The organism is Bradyrhizobium centrolobii (genome assembly GCF_001641635.1).
GTDB classification, from domain to species: domain Bacteria; phylum Pseudomonadota; class Alphaproteobacteria; order Rhizobiales; family Xanthobacteraceae; genus Bradyrhizobium; species Bradyrhizobium centrolobii.
On sequence record NZ_LUUB01000054.1, the window covers coordinates 240,513 to 259,876 of the forward strand.

Consider the following 19,364-nt stretch of genomic DNA (forward strand, 5'->3'; position numbering starts at 1 on the left):
ATTCAGGGCTGATCAGTTCTTGCCGAAATGCTTGCCGAAGAAGGCCAATACGGCGACGTCGAACTCCGCATGAAAGGCGGCCCGGTCGAACCCAGGTCGGTCGGTACATATTCTGGGAAGCTTATTCGCCAAATCCGGCGTGCAGGGCGCAAGGAAGGCAAAATGACCGGCACCCGGTACGAGATGGTAGTCGGGCTTGACCGGCAGGCCGCGACCAATTGCCGAAACGTAGTCCGGTGTGACCTCGCCGCCCGTTCTGTCTTCTCCACTCAGCTCCGACTCCCAAAGTTGAATCGGGATTTTGACGTTCTTCAATCCGTCCGGGTCGAACAATGGACCGAAGGCCGGATCGGCAATGACAAGCGCTTTTATGCGCTCGTTGTGGACGAATGTTTCTGTCGGCATCCCGTTTCTTCGCAGTTGCGCGCAGATGGGGTGCGGAGAACCTTCCGGGCAGAACGCGATGGCCTTTCGGAAATCGGGACTGCCGCCGGCGACAACCAAGCCTGCGTAGCCGCCCCTCGAAAAACCGAAGAACCCTATATTTTCGGGGTCGAGTTTCCCACGATCAGGCCATGCACTGAGCATGTAGTTGATCACTCTCGTGATGTCGGCCGGGCGCTCGGTCAGCGCGGCGAGGGTGTCCGCACGGCTCATATCGCTCCCCCCTGCGTCGACCGGATGATTGAGCGCGACAACAACGAACCCGCCATCCGCGAGTACCTCGGCCGTGTCATGGTGGCCGGCGAAAGATCCTCCATACCCATGCGAGATCACGATCAATGGCAGCTTCTCGCCGGACACAGCACAGTCCTGTGTCGCAGGCAGCGTGATCACACTAAGTTTGACCTCACCCACCGGTCCAGGACAAGGAGACCACACGGCTGCTCGGAGCATTGGAAAGCCGGCCTCGGCCGGCACCGTGATGAAACGAAAACCGGCCGCCTGGACGAGCGTTGCCACCGAGCAGAAGGCGGATACAAGTATGAACTTGAAGACGCGCATGTATGCTCCCATCAGGAAATCTTAATTTTGCCGTAGGCCCCCTCGTGGAACTGACCAGTGCGCACCCACCTATCAAAATGCAAGACGCGCTTTGCATACGTCCATTATTTGCTGCGGATGCGCCGCTCCGGGTCGTGATGCACTACCCTTGCCCGACAAGGCTCGCGTTCCTGAAATTCGAACGACAGCGCAGTCATGGCTGCGGTCCGGACAACCCCGGTTCGCGTTCAGCCCGAAAAACGTTGCTATAAAGGTTTGCTATCCATTGCCGCCCGCTCGAGGTGATATTGAGATAGCGTATGGCGCTCTGAATTTGCGGGGCGACATTGTTCCAATAGAACTGCGGGTACTTGTAAACGACGTCGGCAGGCGTTTCGTAGCCGAGCTTCTTGTTCAGCCCGATTTCCTCAAACTCGTAGAACAGTGCATTTGATTTTCGTAAGTAGTTGGGATCGCCAAGCTGACCAATAAGGTCCGCGGCGCGCAGTAACATACCTTCCTCTTCCATCAGTTCGTCGTTTGAAGAATCCGTATAAGGAAACCGCGTAAATTCTATGGCTCGGGCAATTCGGCTTGCGTCGACCTCTTCGACACCGTCGAAACGCTCGGAGGCAAACAGCTTTGAGCGGTCCACATGATAGGGGGCGAGCGAGGCGTCCGACGCCCCGCGTGGGAGACGAATTGTGCGGCCGGTCAAATCTACGACATAGGAGTCTTCGTTGTCGCCTTGAACGATCCCGCGCACGTATCCGATATCGTGGGTGAGGCAGGCCAGGATGAAATTTCCGTAGTCCGCGGCTGTCGTCGGCCGCAACAACATTCGTCCCATCAGGATATCGTGCCCCGCAAGAGTAACAAGCATGGTGTGCTCTATGTCGTGGTATAGAGCGTCGCTGTTACCGATACACTCCAATGTAAGCCTGGCTGCAAACGGAAGGACTTCGGTCAACCGGGCATGCGACGAACCAAACCTGTCTCGCGTATCAGACGTCAGGAACGACGATAAAGTCTGCGCCAACAGTTCTGGAATCGTGATCATCTGAACACCCGTTCGGTGCGTGAGCACAACAACGGCTCGCCGTCCGACAACCTAGGGCCCTGACTCTTGCTCGGAAAGCTTGACCTAAATCAAAGGTCGTCTCAGCTGTTCAGGTCGCCGCCGGAACCGATCCGAGACCTGCGGTTCAGGCCGCATGGCCGCCTTGCCTTACCACACCGCGGGTCGCATTTTGACCAGCGGCAGCCTCTGGCAAGTGGAACGATTACCTGAGCTGGTGCAGCAGCACGGCCCACGGAATGGTACGACACGCGCTTAGGACGGAGACAAGCCCCAGCGCCATCAGCAGCATGCCAAGCCAGGTCCAGCCCTGCCCGTCATCGCCCACCTCGGCGATGGGAAAGGCGCCCGGCGTCGTCGAAGGCGCGGAGGTGTTATCCACGTCACTGGCCGCCGGCGCAGCCGCCAGAAGCGCCTCCACATCGACCTGAGGCGGCGTGATGCGGTCGGGCGTGAGCCGGTCGTTCGCGCGGTTGGGAGGTCGCGCCGGCGACACGAGGGGCGCGCTCACGGTAGCGAGGACGGGACCGGCATCAGCCACCAGCGCGGGCGCGGGCGGGCCGGGCCGGGACGTATCCACCGGTGTGGAGCGCTGCAGCTCCGCGCGCGCATCCACCACCGCCTTCCGCTTGCGCGCTGCAGTCTTGTTCTCCTCGGCAGCGGCGGCACGATGTTTGGCGGCGCGACGCTGAACCAGCTTCTTCACCGTCGCGGTCCCTTCGGCTGCCTGGAACCAGCATTTGCGGCGGCCCTCCAACCGATAGACCCAGTGCTGGCCGTCGGCGACCGACTTGCCGGGTCGCGCCAAGCACTCCTCTTCCGCGGAAGTGGGCGCAGGGGCCGTTGCGGGAGCGGTATTGAACAAGCCGGCGAAAGGGTTCGAAGACGCAGGCGACGTCGAGAGGCCTGCAACAAGCACAAAAGCGGCGAAGCAAAATCGCAAATGACCGGACATGAAAAACCCCGGTGTTGCGCCCCCGTCCGGACATGACCTTTGGCCGCGACCTAGGTCGCAATGCGACTTAAATCAGGCAACGCGATGGATTCATTCTGGCCCCCGGCGAGATGCGGGCACGCATTCAGCGGCCCGAACCCGCTCGCGAATTTGCACGCTGTGTGTGGGCTTCTATCTGCCTACGCCGCTAACGTCCGCTTTGCGACCCGGAGGTGACATTGCGCTGCCTCTGAAGCTGTGATCCCGGTCCGGCCGAAGAGCGGGGACAGTATAGCTGCAACGTGGTATCATTTCCATTGGTTGGCAGCTCTGGGGCGGCCACGGTCGGACGGCGGGAATTGATAGGCGCTTGGCGCCGCCGTCACTTGGCCAGTGACCGCGCGGGCGCAGCAACCTATGCCAGAGGTCGGTGTTGTGCGTATCTCTCGGCGTAGGGAAAGCACGCACTCTGATGATGCATTTCGTCAAGGCCTGATGGAACCCGGCTACCTCGAAAATCAGAATGTCGTCATAGAATAGCGTTGGGCAGAAGGCCATTGCTGCCACTTGCGGCACGCCGAGACCACCCGTTGCAGGCGACCTTGCAGAGGCGGGAAGGTCCAAGGTGCTTCCTCATTGAAGTTTATCGGGCAGAGAGGGAGGGCGTCGTGGCGGGCATCAGTCGGCGAGGACTATTCAAGGTTTCCGGCGCTGGTCTTATGGAGGCAAGGTTCGGCGGGCTCGCGGCGATCCTGGCTTCGGGAGGCGCGCCCGCCTCCGCGCAGGCGACGACCGTCCATTGGCTTCGTGCGTCCAGTTTCGTGCCGGCGTCGGATGTTCTTTTAAAAGGTGAGATCACCAGAGAATGCCAGAAGGCACTTGGGATCAAACTCGCGGTCGAAACGATCAACGCGAATGACGTCCAGGCGCGCATCACTTCGTCGATCCAGTCGGGATCGGGCCCCGATATCGTAAACGTCGTCAATAACTGGGCGCATTTATATTCGGAGAGCTTGGCCGAAGTCGACGACGTGGCGGAGGAACTTGGCAACTCTCAAGGCGGCTTTTACGAGACCTCTCGCTTGGCTGCATACGACGGCAAGCACTGGCTCGCCGTTCCTTTCAATATCACTGGCATCCAAATAGCCTACCGGAAATCGTGGTTTGCCGAGGTCGGCTATGCGAAGTTCCCAGAAACGTGGGAGCAGTATCGCGAAGCCGGCAAGAAGCTCAAGGCTAAGGGCCGTCCCATCGGTCAGACGCTCGGTCACACCTTCGCTGACGCGCCGAATTTTGTGTATCCATATCTCTGGTCTTGGGGTGGCAAGGAGGTCGAGCCGGACGGCAAGACGGTCGCGCTCAATAGCAGGGAGACGATCGAAGCTGTCAAGTTCATGGCGGCGTTCTGGAAGGACGCCCACGAGGAAGGCGGACTTGCCTGGGACGACACGAGCAACAACCGCGCCTTCTTGGCTGGCACAATCTGCGCGACCAACAATGGCGCTTCCATTTACCTTGAAGCTTTACGCAAACCGCATGCGTATCAGACCGACGCCGGCGAGCCGATCAAGGACGACATCCTGCACGCCCCGCTGCCGGCAGGTCCAGCTGGGCAGTTCAGCTTCCATATCCCCACGTCCAACATCGTCCTGCGTTATTCGAACAATCAGAAGTCGACCAAAGAGTTCATCCGCTGGATGAGTTCCAAACCGATCTTTGAAAAGTACTTCGTTACGCTACAGGGCTTCAGTGTCGGCCCCACGACTGATTGGGAGAAGCATCCGCTGTGGGACAAGGATCCCGTCATGCTTCCGTTCCGGTCGGCGGCACGGACTGGGCGGCTAATGGGCTATGCGGGGCCATCCAGCCGCAAGGCTGCGGAGGTGCTGACCAAGCACATCATCGTCGATATGTTCGCGAAGGCCGTGCAAGGCATGCCAGCCGAGGATGCCGTGAAGTGGGCTGAAGCTGAGTGCCTGAAAGCGTATGCCTAGCCGTTGACTACGCTGCTGACCTGAAATGCCCCGCTTCTGGCCCTTGTCGGACTTGCGGTTTAGCCAAATTTCCGCTTTGCGCCCAAGAGCTGCCCTCCCCGCCAGGTCGCACCTTGACCCTGAGCGGTCGTTGATCCTTTCTTCTCAACGGCGCGCGATGCCAGCCCGAACTGATGACCTGAAACTCATGTATCACTAGACCGATTGTTGGTTGGCTGCTGATGCCCGTTACTGTGCTGCAACCGCCCACTCGAGGAGGCCGTCCGTGACCACCCTTGTCGAGCGCCTCGACTTGCCCGCCGCGTTGCTGCGCGCGCGCAGTCGGCGCGACACTGAAACTGAGACCGTTCAGTTTGCACAGGCCGCGCTCGCAGCGGCTAAGCAGGAGGGCCTGCAGCTGGCGGTGCGGGCGCGCTATGTCGCGCTCGCCGTAATCGCCTGCCTGTTGCCGATTATCAACCCGGCATGGGAGCAGCTATATTATGTGGCGCTGCTGGGCCTGTTCGCGCTGATCGGCTGGGCTCAGGCCAGAGTCGGGCGGGTCGGCGTGTCGAGGCCGGAGCTTGCGCTGCTGTTCTGCGACCTCGCGCTGCTGACGTTCGTCATCGTGGGGCCGAATCCCCTCGGCTCCGGGCACTGGCCGGCGGCGATGCAACTCCATTTCGGCAACTTCATCTATTTTTTTGTGCTCCTGTCGGGCGCGACGCTGGCCTATTCCTGGCGCACGGTCATCGCGGTCGGAACGTGGACCTCCACCCTCTGGATCATCGGCATTGCCTGGGTGTGGTGGCAGCCCGATCGCGATCCTGCGCTGACCGCCCGCATCGCAGCGGCGATCGGCAGCGATCACAGGCTCTTTCAACTGATCTCGCCCAACTCGATCGTGTTCGGCGAGCGCATTCAGGAGATCGTCGTGTTCATGATCGTCGCGGTGACGCTCGCCGTGGCGGTGCGCCGCAGCAATGATCTCCTGATCCGCCATGCCGCGGTCGAGCGCGAACGCGGCAATCTCGCGCGCTACTTCTCGCCGAACGTGGTCGAGGAATTGTCAGGGCATGACGAGCCACTGAAGCAGGTGCGCACGCAAAACGTCGCGGTGCTGTTCGTCGACATCGTCGGCTTCACGGCCTTTGCCGACGCGCGCACGCCAGACGAGGTCGTGCGCACCTTGCGCGAATTCCACGCGCTAATGGAGCAGGAGGTTTTCCGTCACAGCGGCACGCTAGACAAATATCTCGGCGACGGGCTGATGGCGACCTTCGGCACGCCGTTCGTCGGAAAGGCTGACGCCATTAACGCACTACGCTGTGCGCAGGCGATGATGGCGGCGGCGGATCGATGGAACAACCTGCGCAAAACGGCCGGCGAGACTCCGATCCGGGTCAGTTTCGGCTTGCACTATGGGCCGGTCGTGCTCGGCGACATCGGACTGACCTGTCTCGAATATGCGGTGATCGGTTCGACCGTGAACGCGGCAAGCCGGCTCGAAGCCTTGACCCGCGCGCTCGACTGCGCGCTGGTGGCGAGCGACGATCTCGTCAGGCAGGCCAGGACCGAACTCGACAGCGCAGAAGCGGTGTTTCGTCCCCTGATGGCCCAGGCCCCGCAGACCATCCGCGGGCTCGAGCAGCCGATCGCGGTCTGGACGCAGGCACGCGCGGAGGAGTGATAGATCGCGGTGATCGCAACAGGCTTGGCGCGTCCCGAGCCTCGGTCGCAGGAAGCCAGCCGACTATCCCAAAGCGCCGCTGGACGAAGGAGTAACAATGCAGTTCGATTTAATCTGTTTCGTAGAAGCAAGATCAATGATTGATCGGCAAACAGATGGCTGCTTCTGGCCCTTCTGAGGCAGCGCGTCCGGCCAAATGTCCGCTTTGCGCGATTAGCTGCCCTGCCCGCCCGAAGTCGAACCTTCACCTCGAAGCGGTCACGCGTGACGGTTGCGGTTCTGCCGCCATTCGATCTTGCTCTCCATTGCCTCTTCCGGGTGGAAGGAAAGTTGCGATTGACCTCAATGACGGCGCAACGAATGGAGCCAGGCCTCTAGCTTTCGGCCGGCAGTCTCCTGCCGCGTCCGAGCGCGAATTGACCGACCGGGCTCTCGACGTGAAATTCAAGCTCGGTGGTTTTTGCAAACAGATCGATGTTGGTGGTTCCGATGGCGCAGCCGCCAAGGCCCATATCAGTCGCCGTCAGGTAGAACGTCTGGATCATGGCGCCAACGTTCTTCAGGATCAGCGAATATGCGATTGAGCTGTATTTCCAGGACACCCGTCCAAAGCGCGCGGCGATCGTGATCAGGACCTGCGGCGGACCGGGCGCGTCCATGGCAAACTGCGCCGCGGCCGAGAACGCCTTAAGCTGCTGGGCCGAGGCGCCGATCGCGACCAGCGCGTGGCTGCCCGCATCATAGTGGTAAAGTCCGCGCGAAAGTCCCTCGCAGTTCGAAACCGCCAGGTACAATTCCAGCTCGTAGGCGCTGCCCGCCGACGGATAGGGCCTCGTGCTGTAGGTGATTTGAGGGCCAAAATTCGTGTCGCTGTTCCACTCCGACAATACCCGCGCGGATGTGTCGAGAAACTGCGCGAGCTCGGCGAGCGTGACCGGATGCTCGTCGTCGAAATCGCGTACCGAATGGCGTTCGCGCAACAACTTTGCGAAGGCCGAGGTCGGTTCGGAGGCGGAGACTTTGCGCAGGTCGATCTTCCTGCCGGGCCAAGCTGGACGCACCGCGGGCAGCGCTTGGACGGCGCCCGCATGGGTGAACGTGCCGCCAACTGGATTGGCGTGCCGGCCCTCCGTGCTCCGCGTGTGAAACACGAGATCGTGAAAATCCCAGAGAACGAGGTTGCCGTCGCCCTCATTCAACCGAAGACCGGCGCCGTCTTTCGCGCTGAGCTTGAGCAGGATCTGGCAGTCTAACAGTAATCCGAGCAGATCGATGAAGGACGCCGCCTCTCGGCCAAGCCTGCTGATCTTTTGCGGCCGCGACAGCGTCGCGAGTGTGGCAGCGATGACTGGATCGCCAATCCGAAACAGCGCTCCTGCGCGCGGCGATTCCAGCACCAACTCGTTGCCGCGCCGGCGCAGATAGGCGAAGCGCGATAGCACGACGGTATCGTTCTTGCCCAGCTTTGCGCGTTGCGGCCAGTACTCGGGGACCTGCGGCTCGATGATCACGAGATCCTGCTCGTCGCGCGAGTACAGGCGGTACTCGACAAGCCCGTGCTGCGCCAGTCGATGCACCAGGACGTCGACTTCCCTGGCGAGAGCGCTCTTGCCCGCAAAGGAAGCGAGTGGCAGGCCGGTGATGAGATGTCTCGCGCGGTCCAGTGCAGTCGCGCTGAATGATCCCAGATTGACCGAATAATCGCCCATGGATGCAGCGATGCTTCCATTGGCCTGCATCTGAAGGGAGAAATGACCGTTCAATCGGGCGGCAATGACTGGCACGATCTTCCTGGTCGGCTTTTTCCCGGGAGCGCGCACGAAAGATCAACCTTCAGGTATGTGGAAGGAACGGAGTGAGCTCGCTCTCCAGTCGCGGGCGATCCAACAACCCAAGCTTCACCGGAACATCGTAGAGCCGGCCCGGTGCGAAGCGGCGATAGAAATGCCGCAAGCCCGGAACGAGCACTCTGACGACGGGGACCTCGACGTCGGGTCGCGTCTGGTCGAGCACAAGGAAATCGTACCCCGCGCGGGTGGCGATCTCGACGCAGGCCTCGACCTGACCACGCGTATTGTCGTGAACCTTAAGGCTCGGTGCCGGCGGGATGATCGGATTGTCGCAAGGGATCAGGAACGGATAATCATCCAGGCGCAGCGGCGTGACGCCGTCGAGCGTCGGCTTCTCGCCGGTTGCGCCGCCCATCATGCCGATCGACATGAACTGGGTCAGCTCGGTGAGAGAACGGAGCAGAGCTATGCGGCGATCGAAATGTGCGCCGGAACCGAACTCGATATTCTCGTGTCCGTTCTGCATCCAGTGCGTGATCGCAACGTAAGCAGGAATGCCGAGATCGCTGGTGATGTCGAGCACCCAGAGTCTGCGACCGGCATCGGTCAACTGGGCTTGCAGATCCCGCACATAGAAATCATCGAACTGTTTGAGGTCGACCTCGTCACGCTGCAGCCGGTTGTACCACCAGATCGCATAGGCATCGCGTTCGACGAGTTCAAGGAAACCTTGAACGATGGCTTCTTCGCGGGTGTTGCCGGCCGCGCAACCATTGGAATCGGTGTGGAAGCCGCCATAGAAGAAGTACAGTAGGCCCGTCGGAAGATATCTGAAACGCTTGTCGCGCAAGGACCAGACCGGCGACCATTCGGTCTTGGTCGCGGCATCGAGCGGCTCAGGAACCGGATGTGATTCGTCCGGCTGCGGAGCAAGCCTGTCTTGAAACTGCGTTTCGCTGAAAAGCTGGACGTCGTTCGGATGAAGGGCCTCGCCCGGGGCGAAATCGATGAAGCGGCGCGCCATCCTGATCTCGTCGCCCTGGAAAATGCCGGAGTAGCGCTCGATCGCCTCCATGAGCGCGCTGGCCTCCCCCTGCTCGGCCGTGGAGCCCTTGCCGAAGCTGCCGCCGCTCAGCCCGGACCTGAGCTGGTCGACGCTTCCGGCCGGCGCAGAGAAATTGTGCTGGGCGAAGAAGTTGGTGTTCATCGGCAGATCGACCTCGATCCGCTCGAGCCGCGTAACCACGCCGGTCAGCGGGCTTACATGCTTGCGAAAACGCGCGACAGTGGCGCGAGACGTCACGGTGCGATATCCGCCGCTGGTCATGACGAGCCTTCTGCCCTCGGCAAGCTCGATCGGCGTCGACGCCCGGCGCGGACTCTGCAGCTTCCTGCTGCCGCAGGTGGGACATTGCGGGCGCCGCGCGACGTAGTGCTTGGCGATGACCGCACCGGTCAGGTCGAAGCTTGCAATGTGATCGCGCAGATCCGTGCGAAAGCCGGAAGCAATCGCTTTCGTGATTTCAACGGCGGCGAAGTGGATTGCGGTTTGCCCAATGGTGTCGTTGACCAGCGGCGACACGGCGATCGGATGCGCCGGTCCGCGGTCGAGAAAGCCCTTGATCTCACGATTGCGTATCATGCGATCGAACAGACAAGTCCAGCAGGCGCTCTCGCCCGGTTTGAACACGGGTCCGACCAGCGGAAACACGCCGGACGGCTGCACCAGCAGCCACGGCGTCTTGTCGCTGACGCGTTTGTTGTTCATCTCGGCCAACCGCCGGTCAAGGTAGTCGTTCACCAGCGTGATCGTGAGCGCGGGCGAACGCTTGGCGATCTGAATGCCGAGTTTGCTCAATGCCGCGGTAAGTTGCTTGGCGCCTTTGACATCGATCGATTCCACCCTCACGGGGCAGGCGCGAAGGTTCTGTTCTGCGACTTCGGGAGGCAGGCCGAGGCTCGCCCAGTATCCAGCGACGGCGCCTGTGAATGCCTGCGATGCCGCCGTAGTGGCATAGCGGCGCTCGACGAGCCGCCCGATCGCTTCCTCGATCTTGTCCGTCGGAAAGCTCTTCGAAAGCTGGCGGATGATTTCCGAAACCGCTTTTCCGTTGCTTCCGATCGCTGCGGCCAGCGCACAATAGAGCTCACCGTGCAGGAAGTACTTGCGATCCTCGGAATAGAGGCACACCGCATCGGGAGGAAGTGCGTAGGCGGTGTAATTCGGTGCGAACCGCAAAATATCCTTGCGGGCCTGTTTCGCAGTTCGGGTCTTGCGATTGGCTGTCATCGGGTCTGCACGCGGATCTTGTTGCTCATCATCTCAGATCGCCAGCGCGCGGTGAGTCGTTCGCTCGCCCGCTGGAAGCCTTCGATTGATTTGGAACACACCCGCTCGTCGCCGGCAAGCCGCCCACCACAGGTACGGCGGACGTTGCGACGAAAACAAGAAGATGGCCGGGTTGATTCCGAACCCGGCCAACAAAATCGAGGCTTGCCGATACACGATCGACCAGCGCGGAGCCTAACACCAGCGGCAGCGGCCCCACGATGCACAGCAGCCTGCGCAGCTCACGGCGCAACCAACCACAAATCCGAAACCGCATCCGCCGCATCCGCCACATCGGCAACCGACGCCGCATCGGCAACCTCTGCATCCGCAGCCTCTGCATCCGCAGCCTCTGCAGCCGCCGCATCCACGAAAAGCGACTTGCACGCCGCCATTGACGTCTTCCTTGTCGAAGAGATGGAACGTGGCAAGGCTGACGTCCGCCATCTCTTCTTCACCGAGCATGATCGCATGCCCCGGTGAAAAGTTCGGTCTTTGCTGGACGTCGCTTGTCGGTATCGCCGCTGCTGATGCGCTCCCCGCGAGCGAAAAAGTTAGCCCGGCAGCTCCCAACGCCGGCACGGCGGCCTTGGCTACACGCTTCTTTTTCGAAGCTTGCTTCACCCGCTGCATGGTCGCATCCTCCAAATGTTGCAAGAAGGATATCCGTCAGTGGAAAGTCTACGCCGAGCAGACAAGGCAGGCAAGATTCACGAACACACCAAAACGCGATAACGCCCGTTCAGATTGTATTCATCTTCATGAACGAATTCGCCTTTGGTGCTTCATCTCGCCGAACGCCGCGGGTTCCCTGCACGGCTGATGCAGTGCCGCAATCGAATCCAGCTTGATACGGAGAACTGGCTTGGTCGATCAACTCGGACACTTCGCCTGGTACGAGCTCATCACTACCGACGTCGCGGCGGCCGGCGCCTTCTATGGCAAGGTCGTCGGCTGGGACGTGAAGGATGCCTCGACTGCTGGATTGGCGTACACCCTGGTGACTGCCGGCGACGCTGCGGTCGGCGGACTTATGGACCTGCCGGACGAAGGGCGGCGATTGGGGGCGACACCGAGATGGGTCGGCTACGTCGCCGTCGATGATGTGGATGCGACGGCCGCACGGATCGGCCACCTCGGAGGCACCGTTCTCGTACCCCCGACCGACAGCAATATTGGTCGAATTTCAATCGTCGCCGATCCTCAAGAGGCTACGTTCGCGCTGGTCGCGGGACCGATATATGGCCAGCTGAAGCCAAGCGGGTTGGATGAACCCCGACGCGTGGGCTGGCACGAGTTACTGGCAGCCGACCGGAACGTGGTCTTTGATTTCTACCGGGAGCTTTTTGGCTGGCAGAAGGCCCATGCTGAAACCGATCCGGCAGACTTTTATCAACTGTTTGCGGCGCGCGGGCAGATCATCGGCGGCATGTTCACCAAACTTCCGAGCGTGTCGCAGCCGTTTTGGCTCTTTTATTTCAATGTCGACGACATCGGCGCGGCTGCGAAGCGCGTGAATGCCGGCGGGGGCAAGATCCTCCAAGGGCCGATCGAATTGCCTGACGGCTCCTGGATCGCGCGATGTGTCGATCCCCAAGGCGCTCTCTTTGCCCTCCAGGGCGCTCGGGGGCCGAAACACACCAACCGCCCCTCCGCCGCCGAAGTCGGCTGGTCCGCCAAGTGGGGGGACGTTGCATCCCGCGGCAGGATGGTGCTTCCCCGACCGAAGCGCTAAAAAACTGGACCGTTCGATCGTGGTCGCCTGGTCAGCGCGCCCGCCCCCTCAGGTGAGCTCGTCACCAGCTCCATTGCGAGCTTGTCGCCAAGAGCTGCCCTTCCCGCCAAGGCGCGGTTTGACGCGATTCGGACGTCGCCAGCGACAGCGTGCCGTCCGCGCTTGATGCTGATCGAGCTCAGCAGCGTCGCGACGGCGATCATCACCAGGATTCCAGCAAGACTGAGCGCGATCTGCATCGCAAGCCGATCCGAGATGTCGAGCAGGGTCAGGTGGCCGGCGAGCGCCAGGAGCACGCCGAGACAATAGATTGGCAGCGAATTCTCACCACAACGCCTGGCGCAGCGCATCACCGGCGTCGACAGCCCTCGCCAATCCTGGGGAACGAACCATAACGCCACAACCGCAAGGGCCAAAAAATGCAGCAACCGCAACGGACTGAGGTTCGATTTGTCCAACGGGTAAAGCAAGCTCGTCAAAGTTCGCGGGACCAGAGGCTCCAGCGGCTTGACGCGCACACTCAATGCGATGATCAGGCTCAAAGCCAGATAGAGAACGGCAAGGATAAGTGTCGTGCGCGACGTTACCAACGGCCGGAATTTCTCGCCCTCAACGACGCACCACGCGCCCAGCACGACCAAAAGCTGCCAAGCCAACGGATTGAAGAACCAGACGTTGTTGGGCCAGGCTGGAACGCTCCAACCGAAGACGTGCACGAGCGCATAAAGCGATAGCGAAACGCCAAGCGTCATGTTTGGTGCTCGCAGCAGGAGCCAGAGCAGCGGCGCGAACAAAACGTGGTAAATCACAAAAACCGGCAGGACGTCGGCGTTGACAGGACGGTATTGCAGGATTGCGGCGTGCGTGAGCGTTGCGCCCGGATGTTCGAACAGAATGCGCGTATTGCTCTCGTCGGCAAGGCGATCGGCGCCTGCGAGGTAGACCATGATCGCACAAGCGAGCGTGAGCAGCAGAAATGCGGCATAGATGTCCCATCCCCGTCGCAGCGAACGGCAGATCATGCCGCTCCAGCCCTCGCGCTCACGTGCCCTGCCGTAGGCCAGCGCACAGGTCACGCCCGAGATGAACATGAATACTTCGGCGGCATCGCTGAAGCCGTAGTTGCGCAGTGTCAGCCAGCTTCCGACGTTGTTGGGAACATGGTCAAGAAAGATCCACCACAGCGCAATCCCGCGACAGACATCGATCCGGAGGTCGCGCCCACCCGCCATGAACTCCGGCGGAGTTTCGCCGATCAATGGCTTCGAGGTGTGAGTTCGATCATGCATCTGTTGACCTGCCCGGCGTACGCGCACGCCCTCATCGGACATCGGCCGATGAGACGCTCGGCTGCTTCGGGACTGGGGGATGCCGAGCGGGTCTCCGACCAAGCGATGCGGGTTACGAGCCCCAGCTATCTGATGGTTGATGGTTCTTTCGTCGCCCAGCCGCTATCCTGATCACCGGGGTCGGAAGGCTCGCCGTCCTCCCAGAGCGCTTGCAGGCTTTCGTCGCTGACAACCGGTATCAAAAGCTGCTTTCGCATTTCGGCGAGGCGGGCACGGCAGTACTCACGGTAAAGCATGTCGACTATGATGGACATGATCGAACCCTCGCTTGATCATCACCGTTGACGTCCCACGTGGTAGATTTCGACCATTTCAGCCGGCAGCAAAAAACATACCGCGCCGGAGGCAGTTTGTGTCCGACGAACTCTGATGACGATGTGGCGGCCAAGGCACGACACGAAATCGGTATCAGAGGGACAGCCTGGTTCTACAGATTAGTCGTCGCCGCGGATCGTTGAGTTCGATCAATCGCGAACACCGTACAATTGGATTTGCGCTGGCACCTGCCAGAGATGTTTAAACTGGATCCGATGGCGGCAATTAGAAATAGAGCCATCACGACCGTCTCCTCTTAAAGGAGATTTTTGGCGCCACGACTTTCGCAATCACTATAGACGTAATTTTCTGGCCGCCACGTGAGCCAGTTCACATCAGCATCGATCACAGGTGAATGAGACTAGCAGGCCAATGGTGCAGCATCTTGGACTCAAGCGCACGGTTTGAAACAAAATCGGTGCGCGAACTGCAAAAGAAAATACAGATACCAAAAGTTGTTTGTCGCAGCATTTGATCCCGATGTCTTATCAAGGCTGGAGATCCCCATGTCTACGGACGCAGCCGAATTCGTATCGCATCGATTCTCGACGCGCGAGCTTCCGGAGCGGATGCGAGTCCCGCTTTGGCGCGAGACCTTCGGGCGAGGCATAGTCCATGCCGATATCGAGCCTCTATCGAACGTTCCGTTTCAGGCCGACGCAACGCTGCAAGCGATCCGGGGTTTGCGCAGGCTCGCACTGAAAGGCTCCCCCATGCGTTTCAAGCGATTGCAAGCGTGCATTGCCGATGGTGATGACTCGATCGGCGTCATCGCCTGCTCTTCCAGCAGAATTCAGCTGTCGCAGCGCGGCCAGGAGACCGAGCTTCGCGCCGGCAATGCAATCGCAATTCTGCATTCGGAACCCGCCACCGTCAGCTATGTCGGCGGATTACAATTCGGTCTGGCCGTGCCGCGCGACGCGCTTGCGCAGCGCGTGACGAACGTGGAAAGCCTCGCCATGCGGCCGATTTCCAACCGAACTGAAGCGCTCCGACTCCTCATGACTTATCTGAAGTCGGCATTCAACGAGAGTGTTCTGGCCGTCCCCAAGCTGCGTGATGCGGTCGTGGCTCACATCCATGATCTCGTGGCGCTCGCAATCGGCGAGTGCGCTCCATTGGGCGAGAGCAGTGCGAGCGCGGTCGTGGCTGCGCGCCACAGCGCCGCACTCGACTACATCGCGGCACACTTTCAGGAACCAGAGCTTAACGTCGAGATCGTAGCTCGTTGCCAAGGCATCTCACCTCGCTATCTGCAGCGCCTGATGGCGTCGTCGGGATCATCGTTCACCGGGCATGTGAATGAGCTACGTCTCCAACGGGCGCTCAAGCTGCTAACCGAGTCTCACGCCGGCACGCAGCGAATTTCCGACATCGCACTAGAGGTCGGCTTCTCGGATGTTTCGCATTTCAATCGATTGTTTCGGGCTCGCTTCGGCGATTCGCCGCGCGGCGTGCGCTGCGGCGGAAGGGATCCGAGCTGTGGGGCTTGCCCCTGATCAGCGCGTGCGTGAGATGCTGCCTCAAGCTTGATTTCGAGCCATCGAAACGCACCGGGCGTGAAGCAAAGCAGTTACGAGCGCAACGAAAAGGCCGCCGGTATATGTCCAGCGGCCTTCGCGCTTACCGTGGTTCGCTGGGCGGCGCCTGACTAGAGATCGACGCCAACAACGATGTTACGGCCCTGCAGTTCGGCAATCTTCATTCCGTCAGCCTGCACCTGCGCAAACTCCGGGTCCTTTGCCACGGCCTCCTGCACTTTGCCGTAAACTTCCCAACTGGCATAGCGTGTCGTGATCAGCCACTCTCCTGCCCACGCTCCGGTGTGGAAGCGGGACAGCCGAAGAAATTCGGCACCGTGTTTTTCAAAGATTGTCTTCGCCCGCCTGGTAATCTGCACCATTTCCTCGGCCTTGTCGGTTTTGAAACGAGTAAATTGCACGATCGGCATGGGGCTACCTCCATAGTGATGTAAAATATCCAAGAGGCATGTATCGAGCGACATTGAGGGGCACCTCAATGCAATCTCATGAAGGTTTGTCTTGGTCGACTTGGTCTTGGTTCAGGCTTCGCAAGCGACAACAACCCTGCCGTATGCTCGCGCCGTCACTGCTAGAGCGAGCAAATTGACATCAAGACATGAGTGCTGCCGATTTGATCGGACGCACCCGAGCCAATTAGCGCTCAGATGGGCGCGGAATCTCCCATCGCTCGAGGCGATCGATTGACGCCTGCCATTCGTGCTGGCCCAGCCAAATCATGAGGAGAACCAGCGCGCCGGCGAGAGCGCCGAGGCCGAAATATAGGTTCCTCATGCGCGTTGAATGCGGAGCGCCGGGAATCGTTCCTTGCATCGCGCGTTTCGCCGCGTAGCTACGGCCTGATCGTCATATTCCCCGGCGGCCCCGGCGTTCGCAGCGGCTCCGCCAGCCGCGCGAACTCGCAGAGCAAGGACCGCGTCGTGCGGGGGTCGATGATCTCCTCGACCCAAAACTTTTCGGCCGAGCGGAACGGCGAGCGCAGCTTGTTGAGGCGCTCCTCGATCTCCTTCAGCTTCGCCGCCTTATCCTCGGCCGCATCGATATCGGCGCGGTAGGCGGCCTCGATGCCGCCTTCGAGCGGCAGCGAACCCCAATAGGCCGAGGGCCAGGCGTAGCGGATCGAGAAGCGGTCGGCGGGCTGATGCACCACGCCGGCGACGCCGAAGGCATTGCGCAGGATCACCGTGCACCAGGGCACCGTGGTCTGGTTGACCGCGGCCATGGCGCGGACTCCGTGGCGGATAGTGGCCGCCTTCTCCGCATCGAGACCGATCATGAAGCCGGGACAGTCCATGAGATAGACGATCGGCAGGTGGAAGGTTTCCGCGAAGTCGACCCAGCGCACCACCTTCTGGCAGGCGTCCGCCGTCCATGAGCCGCCATAGTGAAAACTGTCGCTGGCGAGCAGCAGCACCGCCCTGCCCTCGAGCCGCGCGAGCCCGACGATGATCGGCTTGCCGAAGTTTTTCGCGACCTCGAAGAACGAGCCCTTGTCGACGACGGATTCGATGATCGGCCGCATCTTGTAGACCTGCTTGCGGTTGCGCGGCACCGCATTCATCAACGCTTCCTCGGTGCGCTCGGGATCATCGCTGCAGGGCAATGTCGGCGGCAGCTCGTAGACTGACGACGGCAGATAGGAGAGGAAGCGCCGCGCGCAGGCAAAGGCCTCCTCCTCGGTCTCGACGGCGTGGTCGATCGCGCCGGCGCGGGTCTGGATGTCGGCGCCGCCAAGATCCTCCTTCGACAGATCCTGTCCCAGCGCCTTCACCACCGGCGGTCCCGCGACGAACATCGCGGAGGACTTTGTCATGATGGAATAGTGGCTGGCGGCAAGGCGCGCCGCGCCGAGGCCCGCGACCGAGCCGAGGCCGAGCGCAACCACGGGCACCCGGGACAGGTTTTCCGTCGTGAAGCGATACCAGCGCGTGCCGCCGATGCCGCCCGGCAGATTGGCCGCGCCCTTGGTCTCGATCGTCTTGACCGAGCCGCCGCCGCCGGAGCCTTCGATGATGCGGATGATAGGCAGGCGGAAATCGTGCGCCATCTCCTCCGCCATCAGCGGCTTGGCAGAGATCGATGCATCGGCCGAGCCGCCGCGCACGGTAAAGTCGTCGCCGACCACGACCACGGTGCGGCCGTCGATCCGGGCGCGGCCGAACACGCAGTTCGCCGGCGTCACATGTTTCAGCTCGCCCTTTGGATCGTATTCGCCAATGCCAGAGACGGCACCGATCTCGTGAAAGCTGCCTCGGTCGATCAGACCGTCGATGCGCTCCCGAACAGTGAGCCGGCCCTGGTCGTGCTGTCGCTTGACCTTGTCAACGCCTCCCATCTCCCGCGCGAAGGCTTCGCGCCGGGCGAGCTCGTCGAGTTCCGGCTTCCAGTTCATTCACTCCCTCCGACGTGATGGGCTTGTTATTGTTTTGCACTGCCATCGCGATCGGTTTACGCGCGAGACGGTTGTTGAACACATCGCCTTCCGCGCCTCCGAGCAGGCTGGCCAGCGAGCGGCCGAGCTCGACCATCAGCGGCGCGACTTCCGCATGTAGCCGCTGCTCGTCATACATCGCGGACAGAAGGCCGATCGTGATGACCACAAAGGTCTGGTATTGCGGCGACCAGATCGGCACCGCGAGGCCGTTGATGTGCGGACTCCACAGGCCGCAGGCCACGACATAGCCGCGCTCGCGCAGCGACTGCCGGTTGGCCTCGATGCGGGGTTTTAGAATTCTCGCAGCCTCGGGCGCTTCCTTTTCCATTTCCGCGATCAAGGCATCGCCGACCTCCGGCGCCAGCGCCGCGGTGTAGGCCGCTCCCGCGGCGGTCGACGCCATCGAGATACGGCTGCCGGTGCCCTCGTGCAGGCCGAGCGCGGTCGCCGAGCGCGCGAACTGCAGATAGACGAGATGGAAACGATCGGGGACGACGAAGCCGACCGTGCCCGGCAGTTGCTCGGCGACTTCCTGGAGCCGCTGCCGAATCATGCTGCGCAACTGCGCGCCCTTCATCATCGAGGCGCTCATCGCCACGGCGCTAGGCCCGATGCGATATTTCTGGTCGCGCGGCAGATAGACGAGCTGCCCCATCCGCGTGAGCGTGTGCGTGAGCCGCGACACCGTCGAGCGCGGCAGACCGCAGCGATTTGAGATCTCGAGATTGCCGAGCCGGGCCTCGTGGCCCTCGAAGCATCGCAACACGTCGAACGCGCGCGAGACCACCTGGATGACATCACCTTCGCCGGCATCGCCGGCGAGCATTCCTTGCCTACTCAACCGCTCCGAACGTCGTCCCATGTTTCCTACCGTTATTGTTCCGCTCTGCGGAATTAAATTCCGCTTGCAGACGAAGCTACCTCAGGCATTTTGCGACGACAACAAAAAGGCGATTGGCATGCCAGATATTCGAATTGTCACGGAGGTCGCGGGACGCGTCTGCGCAATTCCCGTGCAGGTTGGAGGAAGCGTTGCGGATGGCGATGACGTTGCAATCGTCGAAGCGATGAAAATGGAGATACCGGTGCCCTCGCCCGCGGCCGGCACGATCAAATCGCTTCTCGTGAAACTCGATGACGTCGTCGCCGAGGGCCAGGCCATCGCGATCGTCGCGAGCTAAAGCGCGCATCGTCCGTAGCGTCCGCGACAAT

17 protein-coding genes are annotated in these 19,364 nt (G+C 61.2%); 6 read left to right on the plus strand and 11 right to left on the minus strand.

The window, feature by feature from the left end; genetic code table 11:
* Positions 1-12: 12 nt before the first annotated feature.
* The 3 genes from AYJ54_RS16875 to AYJ54_RS16885 form a co-directional block, all read right to left on the minus strand.
* Positions 13-1,005 (minus strand): alpha/beta hydrolase family protein, encoded by a 993-nt coding sequence (locus tag AYJ54_RS16875; RefSeq protein WP_063700224.1) that lies wholly within the window; start codon positions 1,003-1,005, stop codon positions 13-15.
* Between the two features lie 193 nt (positions 1,006-1,198).
* Positions 1,199-2,044: a hypothetical protein gene (locus AYJ54_RS16880; RefSeq protein ID WP_063700225.1), complete on the minus strand. Its 846-nt coding sequence runs from the start codon at positions 2,042-2,044 to the stop codon at positions 1,199-1,201.
* Between the two features lie 223 nt (positions 2,045-2,267).
* Complete coding sequence (locus AYJ54_RS16885) at positions 2,268-2,870, minus strand: hypothetical protein (protein WP_245329045.1); 603 nt, start codon at positions 2,868-2,870, stop codon at positions 2,268-2,270.
* A gap of 794 nt (positions 2,871-3,664) precedes the next feature.
* Between AYJ54_RS16885 and AYJ54_RS16890 the strand changes: the two genes are divergently transcribed.
* Together AYJ54_RS16890 and AYJ54_RS16895 are read left to right on the plus strand one after the other, a co-directional pair.
* On the plus strand, positions 3,665-4,990 hold the full coding sequence (locus tag AYJ54_RS16890) for an ABC transporter substrate-binding protein (protein ID WP_245329046.1): 1,326 nt from the start codon (positions 3,665-3,667) through the stop codon (positions 4,988-4,990).
* Between the two features lie 265 nt (positions 4,991-5,255).
* Positions 5,256-6,659: an adenylate/guanylate cyclase domain-containing protein gene (locus AYJ54_RS16895; RefSeq protein ID WP_063700228.1), complete on the plus strand. Its 1,404-nt coding sequence runs from the start codon at positions 5,256-5,258 to the stop codon at positions 6,657-6,659.
* A 374-nt stretch (positions 6,660-7,033) separates the two neighbouring features.
* Here the strand turns inward: AYJ54_RS16895 and AYJ54_RS16900 are convergent, their stop codons facing one another.
* From AYJ54_RS16900 to AYJ54_RS50725, 3 genes are all read right to left on the minus strand, one after another.
* Positions 7,034-8,398, minus strand: a complete 1,365-nt coding sequence (locus AYJ54_RS16900; protein WP_063700229.1) for a SagB/ThcOx family dehydrogenase — start codon at positions 8,396-8,398, stop codon at positions 7,034-7,036.
* A 94-nt stretch (positions 8,399-8,492) separates the two neighbouring features.
* Positions 8,493-10,739, minus strand: coding sequence for a TOMM precursor leader peptide-binding protein (locus AYJ54_RS16905; protein ID WP_063700231.1), 2,247 nt, complete (start codon positions 10,737-10,739; stop codon positions 8,493-8,495).
* A 281-nt stretch (positions 10,740-11,020) separates the two neighbouring features.
* Entirely contained in the window at positions 11,021-11,173 is a 153-nt protein-coding gene (locus AYJ54_RS50725; RefSeq protein WP_161491871.1) for a hypothetical protein, read from the minus strand.
* 29 nt (positions 11,174-11,202) lie between these two features.
* Here AYJ54_RS50725 and AYJ54_RS50730 point away from each other — a divergent pair, with 29 nt between their 5' ends.
* The gene (locus AYJ54_RS50730; protein WP_161491872.1) at positions 11,203-11,601 is read left to right on the plus strand and encodes a hypothetical protein; all 399 of its coding nucleotides are present in this window, start codon (positions 11,203-11,205) and stop codon (positions 11,599-11,601) included.
* 42 nt (positions 11,602-11,643) lie between these two features.
* The gene (locus AYJ54_RS16910) at positions 11,644-12,513 is read left to right on the plus strand and encodes a VOC family protein (RefSeq protein WP_082905686.1); all 870 of its coding nucleotides are present in this window, start codon (positions 11,644-11,646) and stop codon (positions 12,511-12,513) included.
* Here AYJ54_RS16910 and AYJ54_RS16915 read toward each other — a convergent pair.
* Together AYJ54_RS16915 and AYJ54_RS16920 are read right to left on the minus strand one after the other, a co-directional pair.
* The gene (locus AYJ54_RS16915) at positions 12,510-13,802 is read right to left on the minus strand and encodes an OpgC family protein (RefSeq protein ID WP_082905687.1); all 1,293 of its coding nucleotides are present in this window, start codon (positions 13,800-13,802) and stop codon (positions 12,510-12,512) included. The genes AYJ54_RS16910 and AYJ54_RS16915 overlap by 4 nt on opposite strands.
* 125 nt (positions 13,803-13,927) lie before the next feature.
* On the minus strand, positions 13,928-14,116 hold the full coding sequence (locus AYJ54_RS16920; protein ID WP_063700235.1) for a hypothetical protein: 189 nt from the start codon (positions 14,114-14,116) through the stop codon (positions 13,928-13,930).
* Between the two features lie 567 nt (positions 14,117-14,683).
* Here AYJ54_RS16920 and AYJ54_RS16925 point away from each other — a divergent pair.
* Positions 14,684-15,676, plus strand: coding sequence for an AraC family transcriptional regulator (locus tag AYJ54_RS16925; protein WP_063700237.1), 993 nt, complete (start codon positions 14,684-14,686; stop codon positions 15,674-15,676).
* Between the two features lie 152 nt (positions 15,677-15,828).
* Here AYJ54_RS16925 and AYJ54_RS16930 read toward each other — a convergent pair whose 3' ends face one another.
* From AYJ54_RS16930 to AYJ54_RS16940, 3 genes are all read right to left on the minus strand, one after another.
* Positions 15,829-16,128: a hypothetical protein gene (locus tag AYJ54_RS16930; protein WP_063700239.1), complete on the minus strand. Its 300-nt coding sequence runs from the start codon at positions 16,126-16,128 to the stop codon at positions 15,829-15,831.
* A gap of 422 nt (positions 16,129-16,550) precedes the next feature.
* Positions 16,551-18,110 carry an acyl-CoA carboxylase subunit beta gene (locus tag AYJ54_RS16935; RefSeq protein WP_063700241.1) on the minus strand — a complete coding sequence of 520 codons (1,560 nt, stop codon included), beginning with the start codon at positions 18,108-18,110 and terminating at the stop codon, positions 16,551-16,553.
* Positions 18,040-19,014, minus strand: coding sequence for an IclR family transcriptional regulator (locus AYJ54_RS16940; RefSeq protein ID WP_063700243.1), 975 nt, complete (start codon positions 19,012-19,014; stop codon positions 18,040-18,042). The genes AYJ54_RS16935 and AYJ54_RS16940 overlap by 71 nt, the downstream gene beginning before the upstream one ends.
* On the opposite strand from AYJ54_RS16940, the gene AYJ54_RS16945 reads away from it, so the two are divergent.
* Positions 19,013-19,333, plus strand: coding sequence for an acyl-CoA carboxylase biotin carboxyl carrier protein subunit (locus tag AYJ54_RS16945; protein WP_136623741.1), 321 nt, complete (start codon positions 19,013-19,015; stop codon positions 19,331-19,333). The two genes, AYJ54_RS16940 and AYJ54_RS16945, sit on opposite strands and share 2 nt — an antisense overlap.
* The last annotated feature ends 31 nt before the right edge of the window (positions 19,334-19,364 follow it).

Bases quoted from the DNA above. Each gene is read 5' to 3' on its own strand.
- AYJ54_RS16875 (WP_063700224.1), bottom strand. From the start codon at position 1,005: ATGCGCGTCTTCAAGTTCATACTTGTATCCGCCTTCTGCTCGGTGGCA.
- AYJ54_RS16880 (WP_063700225.1), bottom strand. From the start codon at position 2,044: ATGATCACGATTCCAGAACTGTTGGCGCAGACTTTATCGTCGTTCCTG.
- AYJ54_RS16900 (WP_063700229.1), bottom strand. From the start codon at position 8,398: ATGCAGGCCAATGGAAGCATCGCTGCATCCATGGGCGATTATTCGGTC.
- AYJ54_RS16905 (WP_063700231.1), bottom strand. From the start codon at position 10,739: ATGACAGCCAATCGCAAGACCCGAACTGCGAAACAGGCCCGCAAGGAT.
- AYJ54_RS50725 (WP_161491871.1), bottom strand. From the start codon at position 11,173: ATGGCGGCGTGCAAGTCGCTTTTCGTGGATGCGGCGGCTGCAGAGGCT.
- AYJ54_RS16915 (WP_082905687.1), bottom strand. From the start codon at position 13,802: ATGCATGATCGAACTCACACCTCGAAGCCATTGATCGGCGAAACTCCG.
- AYJ54_RS16920 (WP_063700235.1), bottom strand. From the start codon at position 14,116: ATGTCCATCATAGTCGACATGCTTTACCGTGAGTACTGCCGTGCCCGC.
- AYJ54_RS16925 (WP_063700237.1), top strand. From the start codon at position 14,684: ATGTCTACGGACGCAGCCGAATTCGTATCGCATCGATTCTCGACGCGC.
- AYJ54_RS16930 (WP_063700239.1), bottom strand. From the start codon at position 16,128: ATGCCGATCGTGCAATTTACTCGTTTCAAAACCGACAAGGCCGAGGAA.
- AYJ54_RS16935 (WP_063700241.1), bottom strand. From the start codon at position 18,110: ATGAACTGGAAGCCGGAACTCGACGAGCTCGCCCGGCGCGAAGCCTTC.
- AYJ54_RS16945 (WP_136623741.1), top strand. From the start codon at position 19,013: ATGTTTCCTACCGTTATTGTTCCGCTCTGCGGAATTAAATTCCGCTTG.
- AYJ54_RS16940 (WP_063700243.1), bottom strand. From the start codon at position 19,014: ATGGGACGACGTTCGGAGCGGTTGAGTAGGCAAGGAATGCTCGCCGGC.